This window comes from Streptomyces sp. NBC_01261 (assembly GCF_036226385.1).
Taxonomy (GTDB): Bacteria; Actinomycetota; Actinomycetes; order Streptomycetales; family Streptomycetaceae; genus Streptomyces.
Genome location: NZ_CP108463.1, coordinates 1,526,251 through 1,546,072, shown reverse-complemented (window position 1 = coordinate 1,546,072; position 19,822 = coordinate 1,526,251). Strand labels below are relative to the sequence as shown.

The 19,822-nt window shown below is 70.9% G+C and carries 14 protein-coding genes; 4 read left to right on the top strand and 10 right to left on the bottom strand.

Annotated elements, in window-relative coordinates; genetic code table 11:
• Positions 1–18: 18 nt before the first annotated feature.
• Both OG226_RS06765 and OG226_RS06760 read right to left on the bottom strand, forming a co-directional pair.
• Positions 19–1,314, bottom strand: a complete 1,296-nt coding sequence (locus OG226_RS06765; protein ID WP_328675804.1) for an ABC transporter substrate-binding protein — start codon at positions 1,312–1,314, stop codon at positions 19–21.
• Between the two features lie 10 nt (positions 1,315–1,324).
• Positions 1,325–2,275, bottom strand: a complete 951-nt coding sequence (locus tag OG226_RS06760) for an endo alpha-1,4 polygalactosaminidase (RefSeq protein WP_329348285.1) — start codon at positions 2,273–2,275, stop codon at positions 1,325–1,327.
• 258 nt (positions 2,276–2,533) lie between these two features.
• On the opposite strand from OG226_RS06760, the gene OG226_RS06755 reads away from it, so the two are divergent.
• On the top strand, positions 2,534–3,505 hold the full coding sequence (locus OG226_RS06755) for an aldo/keto reductase (protein WP_329348284.1): 972 nt from the start codon (positions 2,534–2,536) through the stop codon (positions 3,503–3,505).
• Positions 3,506–3,581: 76 nt separating this feature from the next.
• Here OG226_RS06755 and OG226_RS06750 read toward each other — a convergent pair whose 3' ends face one another.
• Positions 3,582–4,361 carry a phytanoyl-CoA dioxygenase family protein gene (locus OG226_RS06750; protein ID WP_328675801.1) on the bottom strand — a complete coding sequence of 260 codons (780 nt, stop codon included), beginning with the start codon at positions 4,359–4,361 and terminating at the stop codon, positions 3,582–3,584.
• Between the two features lie 576 nt (positions 4,362–4,937).
• Between OG226_RS06750 and OG226_RS06745 the strand changes: the two genes are divergently transcribed.
• Entirely contained in the window at positions 4,938–6,728 is a 1,791-nt protein-coding gene (locus OG226_RS06745; RefSeq protein WP_443066871.1) for a ricin-type beta-trefoil lectin domain protein, read from the top strand.
• A gap of 3 nt (positions 6,729–6,731) precedes the next feature.
• Here the strand turns inward: OG226_RS06745 and OG226_RS06740 are convergent, their stop codons facing one another.
• The 4 genes from OG226_RS06740 to OG226_RS06725 form a co-directional block, all read right to left on the bottom strand.
• A complete protein-coding gene (locus tag OG226_RS06740; protein ID WP_329348282.1) occupies positions 6,732–7,226 on the bottom strand; it encodes a universal stress protein in 495 nt (164 codons plus the stop codon).
• Positions 7,227–7,242: 16 nt separating this feature from the next.
• Positions 7,243–8,493, bottom strand: coding sequence for an arsenic transporter (locus OG226_RS06735; RefSeq protein ID WP_328686244.1), 1,251 nt, complete (start codon positions 8,491–8,493; stop codon positions 7,243–7,245).
• 70 nt (positions 8,494–8,563) lie between these two features.
• Positions 8,564–9,286 (bottom strand): DUF4232 domain-containing protein, encoded by a 723-nt coding sequence (locus OG226_RS06730; protein WP_329348281.1) that lies wholly within the window; start codon positions 9,284–9,286, stop codon positions 8,564–8,566.
• A 144-nt stretch (positions 9,287–9,430) separates the two neighbouring features.
• Complete coding sequence (locus OG226_RS06725; RefSeq protein ID WP_329348280.1) at positions 9,431–10,813, bottom strand: serine/threonine-protein kinase; 1,383 nt, start codon at positions 10,811–10,813, stop codon at positions 9,431–9,433.
• Between the two features lie 46 nt (positions 10,814–10,859).
• On the opposite strand from OG226_RS06725, the gene OG226_RS06720 reads away from it, so the two are divergent.
• Entirely contained in the window at positions 10,860–11,411 is a 552-nt protein-coding gene (locus tag OG226_RS06720; RefSeq protein WP_328675796.1) for an RNA polymerase sigma factor, read from the top strand.
• A gap of 25 nt (positions 11,412–11,436) precedes the next feature.
• Here the strand turns inward: OG226_RS06720 and OG226_RS06715 are convergent, their stop codons facing one another.
• Positions 11,437–13,812 (bottom strand): SpoIIE family protein phosphatase, encoded by a 2,376-nt coding sequence (locus OG226_RS06715; protein ID WP_328675795.1) that lies wholly within the window; start codon positions 13,810–13,812, stop codon positions 11,437–11,439.
• A 256-nt stretch (positions 13,813–14,068) separates the two neighbouring features.
• Here OG226_RS06715 and OG226_RS06710 point away from each other — a divergent pair, with 256 nt between their 5' ends.
• Entirely contained in the window at positions 14,069–17,167 is a 3,099-nt protein-coding gene (locus OG226_RS06710; RefSeq protein WP_329348279.1) for a glycoside hydrolase family 2 TIM barrel-domain containing protein, read from the top strand.
• A gap of 67 nt (positions 17,168–17,234) precedes the next feature.
• Here the strand turns inward: OG226_RS06710 and qcrB are convergent, their stop codons facing one another.
• Together qcrB and sigJ are read right to left on the bottom strand one after the other, a co-directional pair.
• The gene (gene qcrB / locus OG226_RS06705; protein WP_329348278.1) at positions 17,235–18,701 is read right to left on the bottom strand and encodes a cytochrome bc1 complex cytochrome b subunit; all 1,467 of its coding nucleotides are present in this window, start codon (positions 18,699–18,701) and stop codon (positions 17,235–17,237) included.
• Complete coding sequence (sigJ, locus tag OG226_RS06700; RefSeq protein ID WP_329348277.1) at positions 18,698–19,642, bottom strand: RNA polymerase sigma factor SigJ; 945 nt, start codon at positions 19,640–19,642, stop codon at positions 18,698–18,700. Before sigJ ends, qcrB begins: the two co-directional genes overlap by 4 nt.
• Between the last annotated feature and the right edge of the window lie 180 nt (positions 19,643–19,822).

Genomic DNA, 19,822 nt, shown 5'->3' with positions numbered 1-19,822 from the left:
TCTCCCGGAAGGGGGAAGTCACCTGGGGATCAGCAGGGCCGCGTCGGCCTTGTCGGCGCAGGAACGGAGCGCCTTCTCGGGGGAGTCCCGGCCGAGCAGCACCGAGACGATCGCCTCGCCCAACGCCTGCGAGATCTGCGGATACGCGGCGTGGACGGGCCGGACGCGCGCCGAACGCAGACTGTCGGTGAAGACGTCGAGACCGACCGTCCCGGCACTGTGCTTCCGCCACTCCGGCCGTGCCGCGGTGCCCGTGCTCAACGGCAGCCCGCCCGCCGAGATGTCCCAACGGACGTCGTGGGCAGGCGAGTTCATCCACTGCACGAATTCCACGGCCGCCCGGGACCGGGCCGAGCCGTTGTCGAAGACCGTCCACGTGTCGGGCCCGGAGATGGTGACCGCGTGCCCGCTGTACGTCGGCAGCGGCACGACCCCGTAGTCGATCTTCGCGTTGATGATGTCGGGGAGTTCCCACGGCCCGGTGGCGACCATGGCCATCCGGCTGTTGAGGAAGACCTGGTAGAGCTGTTCGCTGCCGGGCTTGGTGTCCAGGTACGCGCTTTTGTCGTGGCCGAGTTGGGCGAGGGTGCGCAGGGCTCGTACACCCTGGTCGGCGAAGCCGATGTGCTTGCCGTCCGGCGCGACGACCTCGCCGCCGAGATCCCACAGCATCGGCCACAGCCGCCACACCGTGTCCTCGTCGCCGACGGCGGGCCAGCCGGTGCCGAAGACACCCCGGTCGTGGTCGGTCAACTGCCGCGCGGTGTCGGTGAACTGGTTCCAGCTCCAGCCCGGCTCCGGGTAGTCGAGCCCGGCCTGCCGGAACAGTTTCCTGTTGTAGACGACGGCCAGCGAGTCGAGCACGGCGGGTGCGGCGCGCACGCGTCCGTTGACGGTGACCGCGTCCCGCACCGGCTTCCAGAACGTCTCCCACGGTGTCGGCCCGTCGCGCATCGCGGACGTCAGGTCGACGACGCGCGGGCTGCGCGCCACGCTCGCCAGGTCCGAACCGAAGATGTAGGCGATGTCCGGGTACGAGCCGGCGGCCAGCGCGGCGGTCACCTTCTGGAGCATCGCGTCGGCCAACACCCCACCGCCGCCCGGGTCGACGCGGATCGTGGGGTGGGTCCGGTTGAACTCGGCGACCAGCGCCTCCACCGCCTTGCGGCCCGTGTCGACCTGCCCGTGCCACAGCTCCACGGTCACCCGGCCGTCCGCACCGACCCCGTCCGAGGTACCGCCCGCACAGCCACTCGCGGCACCGATCGCGGCGGCCCCGAGCAGCAGCCCACGGCGTGACATCCCGTTCCCCATCACGGTCTCCTCACCGCACCTTGCGGACGTAGTCGGCACTGCCGGGCGTCGACACGTCCAGGTCCCGGCGCACGATGCCGAGCCTCCCGGCGAAGCCCGAACGGGCCTCGCGCAGACCGGAGTCGGAGTACTCGATGACGATGACCCGGTCGTCGAAGGCCCGGGCGTACTCCCCGCACTCGTCGTACTCGGCGCACTCCTCCGCGATCGCGAAGTCGAGTCCCGTCTTCTTCCTCGGCCCGGCCAACTCCACTGTGTTCTTCTGGGCGATGGCGAGACGTCGGGCGTGCGCGTGCCGGGAGAGCAGGGTGATGAAGGCGGTCGCGTTGTTCGCCGTCAGGAGGTGGTGGGAGCGGGTGTAGCTGTCGTAGTTGTCCGGCTCGACGGCGTCGAAGCCCTTGGCCGCGCAGCCGTCGATCCACCGGTTCACCCGCGCCGCCACCCGCTCCCGCTTGGCCGCCGTACCGATGTCGAGCGGTGCCTCGCCCCAGTCCTCGTCGACGACCACCTCGCCGTCCGCGTCCCGCAGCAGCAGGTCGGCGGGCCAGGAGGCGCGCTCGTCCGGCTGGGCCTGGAAGGCGTTGACATAGCAGATGTTGTAGAGGCCGGGCGCGGGCGACGCCGTACGGTCACGGCTGACGATCCGGACACCGGCCGGCGGGGGATAGGCGCCGCCGATCCGGTAGTCGAAGTCGGCGTGGAGGGGCGGGAGTCGGACTGTGCCGGGCGCCGGACGGGAGGTACTCGCCGAAGGCGTGGCGCTCTTCGACGGCGCCGCACGGGACGGACGCTCCGAAGGCGTTGGACGCGACAGGCTCTTCGGTGTCGCGCGCGACGGTCGTTCCGGCGCCGAAGTGGTCGAGGTTCCGCACGAGGTCAGTACCGCCGCGGTCACGACGGCGCCGCCCAGGACCGCGGCCGTCCCGAGACCTCCGACGCGGGAGACACCCTTGACGGGCATGTCCGCTCCATCAATCGCGGATACGACCCCGCCTCGGACCGGATGGAGCCGCGGTCCTGGCGACTGTGGCCGGGCTTGGAACCTGTCCGCTACCGGCTGGGCGCACCTCTGCGTACCGCGCCGCACGCGCGGGCACGTCCAGGATCAAAGCGCCCGGCCGCGCCACTCGTCAAGGGTGCGCGCACATGCGCGGCTTCGAGCACCCACGAAGTCGTACGCTCCAAAGCGGTACCGAACTCGAAGGCAGGAGCAGCAACGATGCAGTACGTGAAGCTCGGTTCGACCGGCCTGGACGTCTCGCGGATCTCTCTGGGCTGCATGACCTACGGCCTCCCGGACCGCGGCACCCACGAGTGGACCCTCGACGAGGAGGCGTCGCGCCCGCTGATCCGGCAGGCGCTGGAGGCCGGGATCAACTTCCTCGACACGGCGAACGTCTACTCCGACGGCACCAGCGAGGAGATCACCGGCCGGGCGCTGCGCGACTTCGCCCGCCGTGACGAGGTGGTCCTCGCCACCAAAGTGCACGGCCGGACCCGCCCCGGACCCAACGGCGCCGGACTCTCCCGCAAGGCGATCATGTCCGAGATCGATCACAGCCTGGCACGTCTCGGCACCGACTACGTCGACCTCTACCAGATCCACCGCGCCGACCCGCACACCCCCGTCGAGGAGACGATGGAGGCGCTGCACGACCTGGTGAAGGCGGGCAAGGTCCGCTACATCGGGGCGAGTTCGATGTACGCGTGGCAGTTCGCCAAGCACCAGCACGTCGCCGAGCGGCACGGCTGGACCAAGTTCGTCTCCATGCAGAACCACTACAACCTCCTCTACCGCGAGGAGGAGCGCGAGATGCTGCCGCTCTGCGCGGACCAGGGTGTGGGTGTACTGCCCTGGAGCCCGCTGGCGCGCGGCCGGCTCACCCGGGACTGGGGCACCACCACCGAGCGCAGCAGCACCGACAACTTCGGCAACCGCCTCTACCAGGACGGTGACCGCGCCATCGTCGAGGCGGTCACCCGCATCGCCGGCGACCGGGGCGTGCCGCGCGCGCAGGTCGCCCTCGCCTGGCTGCTGCACCAGAGCACGGTGGCCGCACCGATCGTCGGCGCGGCCAAGCCGCAGCACATCGAGGACGCCGTGGCGGCCGTCGAACTGGAGCTGAGCGACAAGGAGTTGGAGGAGCTGGAGCAGCCCTACACTCCGCACGCGATCAGCGGGCATTCCTGACGCATCTCGACAGGGCCTGCTCCATGTCCCTTGGAGCAGATCAACTGAGCTTGCTCCAGGCCGTCTTGACGGTCTGTCAGTTCGGGCCGTGCGGTGCGAACTCCGTGCCGCACGGGCCCGCCCCGGCGCTCTCCGCCAGCGGCACCCGCTCGCCGCTCATCGAGATCGTGCGGTAGAACCTCCCGATACGGTCGGCCGAGCGGCCCACGTAGTGCCCGACGAACGAGCGGCGGAAGCGGTCCGCGCTGCGATTGGGCCGGGAGCCGTGCACCAGGCTGCCGTTGAAGAACAGGACGTCCCCGGGCGCCATGTCGACCGGTACGGCCGCGAGCCCCGGCGGCGGTGGCACGTACTCGCGCGCGAAGGACACCCCGGCGTCCGCCTCCTCCGGGCAGAACAGGTCCATGCGATGGGTGCCGGGCACGACCTCCAGGCCGCCGTTGTCCCGGTCGATCTCGTCGCAGGCGATCCACGCGGCCACACAGGTGCCCGGCTCGGCCCGCAGATAGAAGTTGTCCTGGTGCAGCGCCTGGCCCCGCGCTCCCGGCGGCTTGAAATAGAACATGCTCTGCGCGGCCAGTACTTCTTCGCCGAACAGGGTCTCCAGGACGCTCCGCAGCCGGGGTTCCAGGAGGAAACGCAGGGCGAGTCCGTTGATCTCGTGAGGGTGCATCACCCTCGGGTGGGTCCGGAGAGGATCGTGGGAGTCGTACGGTTCGAAGTGCCCGGGCACCGGGCCGGCCGCGTGCAGTGCCGTGAACTCCGCACAGAGCCGGTCGATTTCGTCGTACGCGAACAATCCGCGCGCGATCGTGAACCCGTCCTCCTCGAACGCGGCGATGTCCGTGGCCGTCATACAGACCTCCTCAGTGTCATGTCACACCACAGTGTCAGGAGGCCGGGCGTGTGCCTATTGGTTGGTCGTGAACGCTCTCATCGGTGATGGAGTGGAAGTCGGCAACTCCCGTGACGCCAGTGACTCGGCGGGCAATCAGCCGGGCGGCCGGAACATGACCTGGGAAAACCGGAAGAAGGGCCGTCCTCGCGCGCGACGCGCGAGGTGCGCCGTGCCGCCTCCGGTCAATGGTTTCGGGATTTCCCGTGTGGATACGGCGGCAATCCCATAACGGACCCCATTGACGAATCGTCAAATGATGAGGTCCGGACCGCAATGCACAAAACGGAGGGAGACCTTGTTCCGTCTCGCTGACCTGTGCAAAGGTGTGCCTGTCGACGCGCGGGCACATTGATGATTCCCCTCCGCGCGTTCGAGGCCGCTCCCGTACGTCACCCCCCTTGCTTCAAAAGAGCTGCCCCAGGCGGACGTTCGCGATGCCATCAATCGGACGGGTGGACTTTGTCGACCTGTCGACGGAGTCGCATACCCGCCGGTATGTGCCGAGTTCCGCGTTTCACCTGGAGGAATGCAGCCGTGACGGACCCAGGTCCCTCGAATTCCCCGACTTCCGCTCACCACTTCGAAGTGACCGACGAGCAGCTCAGCGCCGAGCTGAAGAAGTGGACGGGGACGACGCCAGCGCTGCAACCCGTCGGCGAACTGCTGGACCGGCACTGGGAAGCGGCCTTCTCCTATGCGCGGCTGTGCACCGACGGACCGCACCACGCCGGAATGCTCACCACGGCCGCTTTCACCCGGCTCTTCGGGGAATCCCTGCGGCAGTCGGGACCGACCGCGGCCTGGCGCCCCCAGGTGCTGGTCACCGTCCGCCGTATCGCCGCGGAATGGGTCGCCGACCACCGGCAGGAAATGCTCCACCCCGACCTGCGCTGGGCGAGCGGTGACGGCGACCGGGGCGCGGCCCGGATGCTGCCCGTGCCTGAACGGCGCCTGCTCTCCCGGGCGTTCCAGCGGCTGCCCCAGGCGGCCCGCACCCTGCTCTGGCACATCGAGGTCGAGTCCGAGCCCTATGCGATACCCGCCGGACTGCTGGGCCTGGACGAAGAGGGCGCCGACATCGAACTCGGGCGCTCCCGCGGGCGGTTGCGCGAGGAGTGCCTCCAGGTCCACCGCGAACTCGCCCAGGACGACGAGTGCATGCGCTACATCCGGCTGCTGGACGTCACCTTCCGGCGCGGCGGCGCGGAGGTCGACCCGGATCTCGCCATGCACCTCAGCGTCTGCAAGCACTGCCGGTACACCGCCGACCAGTTGAACCAGTTCAACGCCGGGCTCGGCATCGCACTGGCCGAAGCGGTGCTCGGCTGGGGCGCGCGGGCGTACCTGGAGGTCAGGGCCGGCAGCCGCGCGCTGCCCGCCGAGATGTCGTCCGCCTCGACGGAACTCACGGTGCACCCCGGCCCGCGGCGCGGCGAACTCAGATCGGCCCACAAGGCGGCCCGGCGCGTCCGCCGCCGCAACCTCGCCGTGGCCGTGCTGACCGTGAGCGGACTGGTCGTCCTCCCGCTCGTCCTGTGGTCGACCGGCGGCTCCGGCGGCGGCAAGACCGCCACGGAGAACCAGGCCGCCGGCGCCTCCGGCGCGGGCAAGGAATCCGCCGACCCCTCCTGGGCCAGCAAGAACGACACCACCCAGGGCACGCTCAGCGGCCGACTGCACAACGTCGAGTCCGGCCTGTGCATCGGCGTCGCCGGCAACAAGCCCCTCAAGGGCAACGAGGCCGAACTGCAGACCTGCTCCTCGGCGGCCGGCCAGCAGTGGTCGTACGAGACCGACGGCCGGCTGCGCAGCACCGCCGACCCGGGCCTCTGCCTCGACTCGCACCTCGCCTTCGAGGTACAGCTCGCCCCCTGCACGAGCACGTCGTCGGCGACCGCGAAGAACACCCGCTACGACTTCACGCTCCAGGGCATCCTCGTACCGCGCTGGAACCAGGACCTGGCCCTGACCCCCGCCTCCACGGACGGCGGCGGCGCGCTCGTCCTGAAGAACCGGGCGGACGGCTCGGCGCAGCGCTGGGTCTTCGACACCTCGAAGGCCGACCCGCAGATGCAGGTCGTCAACTGGGACACCGACAGCACCGACTCGCCGACCCCCACGACGAAGAAGGCCGCCCCGACGCCCTCGAAGACGCCGACGGCCACGCCCACCCCGACGCCGAGCGCGTCGACCCCGCAGTCCACGCCGACGACCTCGGCCCCGACCATGGACTACTGCGACTACTACCCGTCGTACTGCACGGGCGGCAGCCAGGGCGGCTGGGGCGGAGGCGGCGGATACGGCGGCGGTGGGCACGGCCGCTGAGACTCAGTGCGGCGGATGCGGCGGTGGCGGTGGCAGGGTCGCGATGCCCGGCGCCGCCTCCGGCCACACCAGCAGCACCGGACAGGGCGCGTGATCGACGGCGAACCGGACGGCGGGCCCGAGACTGTGCGGGCCGAGCCGGGCCCGGTCACCGTCACGGGCCAGCACCAGCAGATCGGCTTCCCCGGCGGCGGCCACCACCTCACGCTCGACCCGCCCCGCCCGTTCCATCCGGGTGCACGGCCGCCCGAGCCGCTCGGCCGCCGCGTCCAGCAGCTCCGCCGCCGACGTACTGCCGAGATCCTCCAGCCGGGTCCCGGGATCACGCTTGGGACCACCCCGGCCGAGCAGCCCGGCGAACGCGCCGTGCGCGACCCCGGGCACGTCCGGCCCGCTCACATGCAGCAGCACCACCTCGTCCGCCTCCGGCGCATGCGTCCGTACGGCGTCCACGCAGGCGGGCCAGGTGCCTTCGACCAGCCAGGCGATCACACGCATTCGGCCTCCCTCGGTGTCAGAGAACCTGGAGCGACACCCACAGTGCCAGCACCGCCGGGACGAGAGCGGACGGCACGGCGATCAGCCCCAGCTTCGTGAACTCCTTGATATCCACGTCATGTTCGTGCTGATGCACGATCCGCCGCCACAGCAGCGTCGCGAGCGACCCGGCGTAGGTCAGGTTCGGCCCGATGTTCACTCCGAGCAGTACGGCGAGGACGGCCCCCGGCCCGGACTGCGCGGTCAGCGGCAGCAGGACCAGGACCGCCGGCAGGTTGTTGATGAGATTCGCCAGTACGGCGGCCAGCGCGGCGATCCCGAGCAGTGCCGCGATGCCGGTGCCGCCGGGCAGGAGGTGGCCCAGCGCGTCCGAGAGCCCGTTGTCGACCACGGCCCGCACGACGATCCCGAGCGCCAGCACGAACGCCAGGAACGACGGTGAGGCGGCCCGCACGATCGTCATCGGGGTCGCCTGCCGCCGTAGCAGCGCCCGGCCGGCGAGGACGAGCGCGCCCGCCAGCGCGGCCCACGCCGGATCGATGCCGATCGCGGAGGTCAGCACGAACCCGGCGAGGGTGCAGGCGACGGTCGTCAGCGCGAACACCGGCAGCTCGGGCTTGTCGCCGGACACCGGCGAGGGCGCCGCCGCCGCGAGGTCGCGGGCGAAGAAGCGCCGGAACACCAGGTACTCGGCGCCGATCGAGACCAGCCAGGGCAGCACCATCAGCCCGGCGAAACGGGTGAAGCTCAGGCCGCTGGCCGCGAACGCGAGGAGGTTCGTCAGGTTGGAGACCGGCAGCAGCAGCGAGGCGGTGTTCGAGAGGTGCGTGCACGCGTAGACGTGCGGCTTGGGACGCACCCCCATCCGGGACGCCGTCGCGAACACGACCGGCGTCAGCAGCACGATGGTGGCGTCCAGACTCAGCACGGCCGTGATCACCGAGGCCAGCGCGAACACCGCGGTCAGCAGCCGGCTCGGACTGCCCTTAGCCCACTCCGCCATCCAGGCACCGCAGGCCCGGAACAGGCCCTCCACATCGCAGAAGTGGGCCAGCACGAGGACCGCGGCGAGGAACCCGACCACCGGCCCGAGCTGCTCGGCCTCGGCCCGCGCGTGGTCGAGCGAGATCGCCCCGGTGGCCACGGCGATACCGGCGGCGGGGACCGCCATCACCGCCTCCGGCCACCCGAAGGGACGGACGACGGCCCACACGAGGACGGCGACGAGCAGAACGACGGACAGGGTTTCGGCGAGCGGGGTGTTCAGGGGACGGTCCTCCGGGACGCGGGACGTGGTGCCTGCCCCATGTAACCAGGCCGGGGCGCGCAACCCGTGATCAGGAACCGGTACCCGCGCCGAGCACCGTCAGACGTACCGAGGACGAGTTGCCCGACACGGGCACCGCGCCGGCCGTCCACTTCACGTGCAGCGCGTCCTGCTCGTCGGGCGGGGTCACCGCGAGCCAGCTCGCGGTCGCCGTCTTGGCGCCGCTGACCTCCGGGTTGGAGAAGGTCAGGCCCGCCCAGGCGCTCTGCCCCGGCTTCAGCGTGACCGTGGTGACGGTGCTGCCCGACTCGCGCTGCGGGTCGTCGCCCAGCTGCGTGCCGGACGCGTTCAGGAACGCGGCGCCGGGATAGCCGCGGACCGTGCAGGTGCGGCCGGACGAGTTGGTGAGGACGATCGGGAAGTTCTCCTGCCCGGCGCCCGGGTCGTTGGCGCCCACCTTCGCGCGCAGCTCGGAGGTGTGGCACCGGGTGCTGCTCGCGGTCCCGGTGTTGGTGCTCGTGCCGCCGGAGCCCGAGGACGTGGAGGTCGAGGTGGAGGAACCCGACGCGGCCGAGTCCGAGGCGGTGGCCGTGCCGGTGCCGCCCGAGGAGGCCGGCGTACCGGACCCGTCGGCCGAGGGGTCGCCGCCCGCGGGCGCGGCCGTACCCGACTGGGTCTGCGGACTGCTCACCGTGCCGCTGCCGTCGTCGCAGGCCGTCGTCGTCAGACCCAGGACGGCGATCGCGCTCACGAGCAGGGCCGCCCGGCGCAGGGACTGGGACGTGTTCGCCATCTTCAACACTCCTGGTGGTTCACCGCACGCACTTCGGCGTGCCGACCGCGCATCGTGCGCCGTCACACTGGTCCGATACGGATGGGCGCCGAAAAGTTCGCGAGTCCGCCGGGATCTTTTCCTGTACTTGGGTTCCGACAGTAGTCAGCTGACCCGCAGCGAGCGGAGTATGCGCGAGGTCGCGTCACCGCTGTGCTGCCGGATCTGCACGTAGACCTGGGGCTGAGCGGCGCCGCCGACCATGCGGAGCGCGGTCTCGGAGAGGGTGCCCGTGCCGCCCGAGCAGTCGCTCCAGGTACGGATCGTGCCGCGCCAGGTGGCGCTGGAGTAGGCGTGGCTGCCGTCGTAGTGGCAGCCGGAGTGGGCGATGCCGTCCACCTCGGTGCTCACGCTGCCGTGCTCGCTCAGGCCGATGAACACGCCGTTCACGTCCGCCGACAGGTCCGGCCACTTCGAGAGGTCGTCGGCGACGGCCAGCCCCGGCTCCTGCCCGGCCGTCAGCCCGAGGGCGTGCGGATTCCAGCCCGAGTCACGCAGCTGACGGCCCCACGCGTTGGGCACCTCGGCCACGATCCGGCCGGTGCTGTCCTTGACCCGCAGATCTGAACTCCCGGACGAGAAAGGGAAGTTCAGCACCGCGGCGCCCGCGCCCGCGGCCACCACGACGAACAGGCCCGCCATCAGCGCGACACTCCGGTGGCGGCTGTGCGGCCTGCGCTGCTTGCGCGTGGGGGCCGCCTCGGCGGCCAGCCGCTCCAGCTCCTCCGCGAACTCCCGCGCCGTCGGCCAGCGCTTCACCCGGTCCGGCTCCAGCGCGCGCACCACGGCCCGCTGGACGTCGGGCGACACGTCCGGCCGCAGCCGGTCCGGCCGTACGACCTGTCCGGGCGCCCCCGGGACCGTGCCGGTGAGCAGCTCGTAGCCGACCGCTCCCAGGCTGTACACGTCGGCGCGCTCGTCGATGCCGTACCCGGGCTGTGCCTGCTCCGGCGGCTGATAGCCCGCCGAACCGGCGGCCAGGGTGAGGCCCGACCCCTGTGCCAGGCTCTTGGCCAGGCCCAGGTCGGCGAGCAGAACGCGGTAGCTGCCGTCCGGGGCGGTGCGCAGCAGCACGTTGGTCGGCTTGATGTCCCGGTGCACTATCCCCGCCTTGTGCAGCGCGGCGGCGCCCCGGGCGGCCAGCGCGGTCAGCCGCAGCGCCTCCGAGACGGGCAGCGGACCCGCGGTGAGCAGATCGGCGAGGGTGCCGGCGTCGGCGTACTCCATGACGAAGTACGGCCGTCCGTCGGGCAGCTCACCGATGTCGTAGACCTGCACGACCCGGTTGGAGTCGGCCCGGCGCAGCAGCCGGGCCTCGGAGAGGAAGCGGTCGACGATGTCGAGGCGGTGCGCCCAGTTGTCGGCGAGCACCTTCACGGCCACCGGGGCTTCGAGCACGTCGTCGTGCGCGAGCCAGACCGTGCCGAACGCGCCGGTGCCCAGGCGGCGTTCGAGTCTGTAGCGGCCGATCTGTTCGACGAAGTGCATGCGACTATCATGCCTGCTCGTAGGCCGAGGCGGAGGAGTGGATCCAGTGCGGGACACGGTACGGACCGAGGAACTGGCGCGGCGGGCCGCGGCCGGTGACACGGGTGCCCTGGACGAGCTCCTGCGGTCGATCGGACCCGAGGTCCTGAGGCGGTGCGGGCGGTTCCTGCCGTGCCGCGAGGACGCCGAGGAAGCGGCGCAGGACGTACTGATGCAAGTCGCGCGGAAGATCGGCACATTCGAGGGCCGCAGCCTCTTCAGCACCTGGCTCTACACGGTCGTCGCCAACGGCTCCCGGCAGAAGTACCGCGAGCTGAAGCGGCGGGCCGCCGAGCAGCCCGCCGAGATCGACACGTCACAGCACGTCGACCCGCGCACCACGAGCGTGATCGCCGGGTCGAAGATCGACCTCCTGGAGGCGCTGGAGCGCCTGGAGCGGGAGCAGCCGAACCTCGTCGCGCCGCTGGTGTACCGGGACATCTGCAACCTGGAGTACGCCGACATCGCCGAGCGCCTCGGTATCCCGCTCGGCACCCTCAAGTCCCGGCTGCACGAGGCCCGCCGCCAGGTCAGGCCCTGGCTGACCGACCTCTCCTGAGCCGACCGGCCTCTTCTGATACGGCTCAGACCTCGTCGAAGAGGGACAGCTCCGCCCAGATCGTCTTGCCGTCGGCCGTGTGCCGGCTGCCCCAGCGCTGGGTGAGCTGCGCGACCAGCAGCAGCCCGCGCCCGCCCTCGTCCCAGGTCTTGGCGCGGCGCAGGTGCGGGGCCGTGTGGTTGGTGTCGGAGACCTCGCAGATCAGCGTGGTCGCGTCATGGATCAGCCGGAGCCGGATGGGGTGCGCGCCGTAGCGGATCGCGTTGGTGACCAGCTCGCTCACCACCAGCTCGGCCGTGAACCCGGCCTCGCTCAGGTTCCACAGGTCGAGCTGCTCGACGACCTGCTTGCGGATCGGGGCCACGAGTGACGGGTCGGCCGGGATGTCCCAGGTCGTGACCTGCTCGGCGGGCAGTCCCTGGGTGCGGGCCAGCAGCAGCGCCACGTCGTCGGCGGCGCCGCCCGGCGGGAGCACGGCGTGCAGGATCCGGTCGCAGGTCTCGTCCAGGGAGTCCGAGGGGGCGTATAGGGCGTCGAACAGCAGCCGCTGACTGTCGTCGAGGTCCCGGTCGCGGTTCTCGACCAGCCCGTCGGTGTACAGCGCGAGCACGGTGCCCTCGGGCAGCTCGAACTCGGCCGACTCGAAGGGCAGCCCGCCCAGGCCCAGCGGCGGTCCCGCGGGCAGGTCGACGGGCTCGGGCGGACCGCCGGGCCGGATCATGACCGGCGGCGGATGCCCGGCACGGGCCAGCGTGCAGCGGCGGGACACCGGGTCGTACACCGCGTACAGGCAGGTCGCGCCGACCTCGCCCGGGCTGCCCTCGCCGCCGGCCTCCGCGGACAGCCGTACGACGAGGTCGTCGAGGTGGGTCAGCAGCTCGTCCGGGGCCAGGTCGATGTCGGCGAGGGTGCGGACTGCCGTGCGCAGCCGGCCCATGGTGGCGGAGGCCTGGATGCCGTGGCCGACGACGTCCCCGACGACCATGGCGACCCGCATCCCGGACAGCGGGATCACGTCGAACCAGTCGCCGCCGACCCCGGCGCGCGCCGCCGGCAGATACCGCGAGGCCGCTTCCAGCGCGGCCGTGCGCGGCAGCTTGCGGGGGAGCAGGCTGCGCTGGAGGGCGAGCGCGGTCTCGCGTTCGCGGGAGAAGCGGCGGGCGTTGTCGATGCAGACGGCGGCGCGGGCCGTGACCTCCTCGGCCAGCAGGACGTCGTCGGCGGCGAACGGGTCGTTGCGCCGGTACCGGGTGAGGACCGCCACGCCGAGGGTGACGCCGCGGGCCTGGATCGGCACGGCCATCGAGGAGTGGATGCCGTACTCCTGGACGCGCCTGGTGCGGGTGCGGTCCCAGGCGAGCCAGAGTTCGAGGGCCCGGCCCGAGGCGACGAGCGTGCGGCCCGCGACCAGCGCGTCGGCCTGCGGGGACTGCTCCGGATACAGGTTCAGCTGGCCCGGTTTCGCGACGGCCTCGGGGCTGCCCTGCTGCACCGACTGGTGCGCGGCCCGGCGCAGGCGGATCGGCGCGGTGATCGCCGCCGGGGGCTCGCCGCCGTGCTCCTGCGGGTCCAGCAGATCGATGCTGACGAAGTCGGCGAGCGCCGGCACACAGACGTCCGCGAGCTCCTGGGCCGTACGGGTGACGTCGAGGGTGGTGCCGATGCGGACGCTCGCCTCGTTGACGAGTTGCAGCCGCTCCCGCGACAGGTAGTTCTCGGTGAAGTCGTGCGCGGCCAGACACACGCCCCGCACCCGCCCCTCGGCGTCGGTGATCGGCGCCATCCGGGCCAGCCACGCGTGCGCGGCGTCCTCGCCGCCGGTGCGCATGTAGATCTGGAAGTCCTCGGCGGTGCCGGAGGTGAGCACGCGCAGCATGTACTGCTCCAGCTCCGTGCTCTGCGTCTTCCCGCCGATCTCGGTGATCCGCAGCCCCTGGATGCGCTCCTCGGGCAGCCCGATCACGTCGGCCATCGCGTCGTTGACCCGGCTCAGCCGCAGCCGCTCGTCGTAGACCGCGATGGCACACGGCGACTGGGTCAGCGCGGCGGTCGCGAGGGGGTCCTCGGAGGCGCGGGGGCCGCCGCCCTCCAGCGGGGTCACCACGAGCCAGTCGCCCGGCCCGCCGTCCCGGGGCCGCCGATGGTGGGCCAGCAGCCACACGGACACGGCCCGCCCGTCACGATGGCGCAACGCGACCGTGCCGTCCCAGCGGGCACCCGTGATCCCGGGCAGCGCCTCGGCGCCGTCGGCCAGCAGCCGCCCGGCCGGGCGGCCCACGACCTCGTCCGCGGTGTGGCCGAGGAGCCGCCGGGCCCCGTCGTTCCACTCCACCAGAGTGCCCGCGTCGTCGATGACAACCCGCGCCGTCGCGGCATCGTCGAACGGGTAGACCGGTCTCATCGTCGCCACTCCATTGCGCGCACTCACAGTGAACAGTCACGCCACTTGCGTTCCAGCCTAGTGCGTCACGCTCTCGCGCGGACGAGAACCCCCAGGGCCGGGGGCCGCGGTGGGCAAGGGGGAAATCCGGTCGAAGTGGCCCTCGGGGCGGCTGTCCGTCCCCGCACCCTTGACGGCCCGGTGTGGCACCCCGTCAGAATCTGTTCGGTCACGATCAGTTGTGAGTACTTTTGGGCCCTGATGAGGGAGAGCCGCCATGACGGTCACTCGCAGATCGGTTTTGATCGCTTCCACGGCCGCGCCGACGGCCGCATCACTCCTGTCCGCCCCGGACGCACGCGCCGCCGCAGCCGCAGCGGGCGCGTCCGGCCGCCACACGGTCCCCCTGAGGGACGGCTGGCGCTTCGCGCTGGTCAACCCGGGCGGGACCACCGACCCGACCGGCGCCTACGCCGACGCCGCCGCACCGGACTACGACGACTCGGCCTGGCGCCAGGTCGCGGTCCCGCACGACTGGAGCATCGAGCAGACCCCCACCACGGCCTACGGCACGACCAGCGGCACCGGGTTCTTCCCCGGCGGCCTCGGCTGGTACCGGATCGCCTTCACCCTGCCGTCGGCCTTCGCGGGCAAGCGGATCTCGGTCGAGTTCGACGGCGTCTACATGGACTCGTACGTCCACTGCAACGGCACGCAGGTCGGCCGGCACCCCTACGGATACACGGGGTTCGCCTTCGACCTCACCGACCTGGCGCACACCGACGGCAGCACGGAGAACGTCGTCGCGGTGCAGGTGCGCAACCAACTCCCCAGCAGCCGCTGGTACTCGGGCAGCGGCATCTACCGCGAGGCCCGCCTCGTCATCACCGAACCGGTGCACGTCGAACGCCGGGGCACGTACGTCACGACCCCGGACATCACCGCCGAGCGAGCCGTCGTACGGGTGCGGACGACCGTGGTGAACGAGTCGGGCACCGCGAGCGAGGTCGAGGTCCGGTCGCGGGTCGTCGACCCCGGCGGCCGGACGGTGGCCCGCGCCGCCTCCACGACCACGGTCGCCGACCGGGGCACCGAGACCCATGAACTCGCCGTCCCCAAGCCCAAGTTGTGGGACATCGGGACCCCGGACCACCGCTACATCCTGGAGACCGAACTGCGGGTGGCGGGCCGGACGGTCGACACGTACAGCACCTCCTTCGGCATCCGCACCTACCGCTTCGACCCGGACGAGGGCTTCTCCCTCAACGGCGTCCACACCAAGATCAGGGGCGTCGACCTCCACCACGACCAGGGCGCCCTCGGCTCCGCGATCAGCCTCGACGCCGTACGCAGGCAGTTGAGCATCATGAAGTCGATGGGCGTCAACGCCTTCCGCACCTCCCACAACCCGCCCTCGCCCCAAATCATCCAGGCCTGCGAGGAGTTGGGCATCGTGATGATGGTCGAGGCCTTCGACTGCTGGCACACCGGCAAGACGACCTACGACTACCACCGTTTCTTCGACGACTGGTGCGAGCGGGACGCCACCGAGATGGTCCTCACCGCGCGCAACTCGCCCGCCGTGGTGCTGTGGTCCATAGGCAACGAGATCCCCGACTCCACCGCCACCGCCGGACTGGCGATGGCCGACCGCATCATCGGCGCGATCAGGGCGGCGGACGACACCCGGCCGGTGGTGATCGGCTCGAACAAGTACCACGGGGTGCCCGCCAAGGGCTCCGCGGCCGACCTCATGCTCGCCAAGCTCGACGGACTCGGCCTCAACTACAACACCGCCAAGTCGGTCGACGCCCTGCACGCCGCCTATCCGAACCTGTTCCTCTTCGAGTCCGAGTCCTCCTCGGAGACCTCGACACGCGGCGCCTACCAGGAGCCGCAACACCTCAACACCGGCGAGAACCACACCCCCGGCAGACGCGACACGTCCTCGTACGACAACAACCTCGCCTCCTGGACGATGAGCGGCGAGTACGGCCACAAGAAGGACCGGGACCGGAAGTGGTTCGCGGGCCAGTTCCTGTGGTCCGGCATCGACTACATCGGGGAGCCGACGCCGTACGACGTCTTCCCGGTCAAGGCGTCCTTCTTCGGCGCGGTCGACACGGCCGGCTTCCCGAAGGACATGTACCATCTCTTCCGGAGTCAGTGGGTGGACGAGCCCATGGTCCATCTGGTGCCGATGAGTTGGAATCACGAGCCCGGAGACACGGTCGAGGTCTGGGCCTACGCCAACGTCGACACCGTCGAGCTGTTCCTCAACGGAAAATCCCTGGGGACAAGGGAGTTCGACACCAAGAAGACCACCGACGGCCGCACCTACCTGGAGACCACCGAGGCCACCGGCGACGACAAGACCTTCACCACCGGCCCCTACCCGGGCAGCTACACCAGCCCGAACGGCAGCGCGGGCAAGCTCCACCTGACCTGGAACGTCCCCTACGAGCCAGGCGAGTTGAAGGCGGTGGCGAGCAGCGGCGGCAAGGCGGTCGCCTCGGACGTGCTGCGCACGGCGGGTCCCGCGCACGCCGTCCGCCTCACGGCCGACCGCAAGTCCCTTGCCGCCGACGGCCGTTCACTGGTCTTCGTGACAGCGGAGGTCGTGGACGCCCACGGTGTCGTCCTGCCCGACGCGGAGGATCTGATCGCCTTCGCGGTGAAGGGCGGGTCCCTGGCCGGCCTCGACAACGGCCGCGAGGAGAGCGTCGAGCGCTACCAGGCGAGCACCCGAACCGCCTTCCACGGCAAGGCACTTGCGATCGTGCGATCCGGTACGAAGGCGGGCTCGCTGAAGGTGACGGCGCGCGCGGAGGGACTGCGGAGCGGCACGGTGACGGTACGGACGACACCGGGTCGGGACGCGGCCACGACTTCGGCGCCGCGTTTCGAGGCCGACTATCCCGCGCCGTTCAACTACCCCTACGCCGACGCGAGTTACTCGGGCCGCCCCGACACGCTCCCCGCCGCCATGCTCGACGGTGACCCGGCGACCGGCTGGTCCAACGCCTTCGCCAAGTCGGCCACGGCCCTGTTGCCCGCGTTCAGCGGTGCGCGTGCGGAGGACTGGGTGTCGGTGGACTGGGGGAGGGGGCGGTCCTTCGACCGGGTGGAGGTGTCGTTCACCGTGGACTCGACGCACAGTCTGCCCACGGCGGTCGAGGTCGCGGTGTGGGACGGGCGCGGGTGGGCGCCGGTCGAGGGGACCGCCGTCGACTGGGCCACCGCCTCGGACGCCCCGACCGTCGTCACCTTCGGTGCCGTGCGCGGGTCGCGGGTGCGGCTGACGCTGACGAGCGGTCATCCGGGGACGGCTCAAGGGGCTTTCCGGATAAGCAAGGTGGCGGCTCCGGCCGGATAGGGCAGTCGTCAACGGCCCGGACGGGAGGTGCTGGTGTCCGGTCCGGGCCGTTGCACGGGGTCGTTGATCACGGCTCGCGCTCCACGAGTTCCTTCGGTCGCTTGTGCGCGGTGAGTGTGTGGAGTTCCGCCTGGTCCAGCGGGCGGTGCACCTCCACGTACTCACCGTGCGGCAGGCGCTTGATGACACCCGTCTCGCGGCCGTGCAACACCAGTTCCGCGTCCCGGAGTTGGAGGCCCAGGCAGATGCGGCGGGTCACGACGAAGGCGAGTGCCGGTGCGGCGAACACCGCCACCCGTACCGCCCATGTCACCGTGTTGATCGACAGATGGAGGCGGGTCGCCACGATGTCGTTGCCGCCACCGGCCAGGAGGACCAGGTAGAGGCTGATCCAGGCCACGCCAATGCCGGTGCGGGTGGGGCGGTTGCGCGGGCGGTCCAGGAGGTGGTGCTCGCGTTTGTCGCCGGTCCGCCAGGACTCCAGGAACGGGTACACGCCGATGAAGACCAGGAGGAGCGGGAAGACGACGATGGGGATGAGTACGCCGAGCACCAACGTGTGGCCCCAGAAGGTGACTTCCCAGCCCGGCATGACCCGCACCAGGCCCTCCGCGAAGCCCAGGTACCAGTCCGGCTGGGCGCCCGTCGAGACCTGGTCGGCGCGGTAAGGGCCGTAGGACCAGACCGGGTTGATCGAGGCCACCGCCGCCAGGACGGTGAGGGCGCCGAAGACCAGGAAGAAGAAGCCGCCCGCCTTCGCGAGGTAGACCGGCATGAACGGGGAGCCCACGACGTTGCGTTCGGTACGGCCGGGGCCCGCGAACTGGGTGTGCTTGTGGTAGACGACCAGGAGGAGGTGGACGACCACAAGGGCCGCCATGATGCCGGGGATCAACAGGACGTGGAGTGAGTAGAAGCGGGACACGATGTCGTGGCCGGGGTACTCGCCGCCGAACAGGAACATCGAGAGGTACGTCCCGACGATCGGGACCGACAGCAGCGCGCCGTCCACGAAGCGCATGCCCGTGCCCGACAGCAGGTCGTCCGGGAGCGAGTAGCCGAAGAGGCCCTCGAACAGGCCGAGGAACAACAGGGCCCAGCCGAAAAGCCAGTTGAGCTCGCGCGGCTTGCGGAACGAGCCCGTGAAGAAGTGCCGCATCATGTGCGTGAGCATCGCGGCGATGAACACGAGCGCCGCCCAGTGGTGCAACTGCCGGACCAGCAGCCCGCCCCGCACGTCGAAGCTGAGGTGCAGCGTGGAGGCGTAGGCGTCGGACATGCGGATGCCGTTGAGGGGGACGTAACTGCCGTGGTACGTCACCTCGTTCATCGACGGGTGGAAGAACAGGGTGAGGTAGACGCCCGTGAGGATCAGCACCACGAAGCTGTAGAGGCAGATCTCGCCGAGCAGGAACGACCAGTGGTCCGGGAACACCTTCCGCAGGTACCGCTTGCCGAGGGTGTGGATGCCGAGGCGGCCGTCGAACCAGTCGGCGACGCGTTCGCCCCGCGAGGGGTCCGGGGTGCCGGTCACCGGTCGTCCTCCCCGTCGTCCTTGTGCACGTGGGTGAGCTTCTCGGGGTTGGTCACGATGTAGACCCCGGACACCTGGTCTCCCTCGGGCGTGAGGTCCATGACCATCACCGCGTACGGCGAGTCGCCCTCGAACAGCACGGCCGCGTCGTCGCCGTTGACGCGTCGGTAGCGCAGCTCCAGGTCCTGGGGGCCGCGGCGCCGGGCCGCGAACGAGTTGATGAGGCGGACCGCCTTGTCCCGCCCGTGCACCGGGCGCAGTCCCGCCGGTTTCCGGTTGCCCCCGCTGTCGGTCCACACCGTGACGTCCGGCGCGAGGATCTCCATCAGCGAGGCGATGTCCCCGCCGATCGCGGCCCGCACGAACCGCTCGGTCGCCTCCCGCCGCACCCGGGGACGCGCCTCGTACAGCGGCCGCCGCGCGTGCACATGGGCCCGCGCCCGGTGCGCGAGTTGTCGTACGGCGGCCGGGGTGCGGTCGATGATGTCCGCGATCTCGGTGTGGGCGTACCCGAAGACCTCGTTGAGGACGAAGACCGCGCGCTCCAGCGGGCTGAGCGACTCCAGGACGACCAGCATCGCCATCGAGACCGACTCGGCGCGCAGCGCGGGGTCCTCGGGGTCGCCGTCGGCGGGCTGGTCGACCAGCGGCTCCGGGAGCCACGGGCCTACGTACGTCTCGCGGCGGCGGGTGATCGTGGCCCGGCGCCGGAGCGCGTGGTTGACGGCGATGCGGACGAGGTAGGCGCGTGGGCTGGTGATGGTGTCGAGCGGGGAGCGCCGGGCGCGCGACGTCCAGGAGAGCCAGCTCTCCTGGAGGACGTCGTCGGTGTCGGCGACGCTGCCCAGCATGTTGTAGACGAGGCCGAACAGCAGCTCCCGATGGTCCATGAAGACGGTGGTCGCCTCGTCGGTGACAGCGATCCCGGAGATATCGGACATGTATGCGCCTCCCCAGTGGCGTGCTCACCACTGCGAGGGGTCGCGGGGGTCGGAATGTGACAGCCGACGGCCTGAATGTGACGTAGGTCTCGGGACATGGGCGTCGTGTCACACCCCTCGGCCGGGCGGCCCTCTTGAACGCGAGTCCGACGTGCGGTCGGACGCGTTGTCGGATGTTCG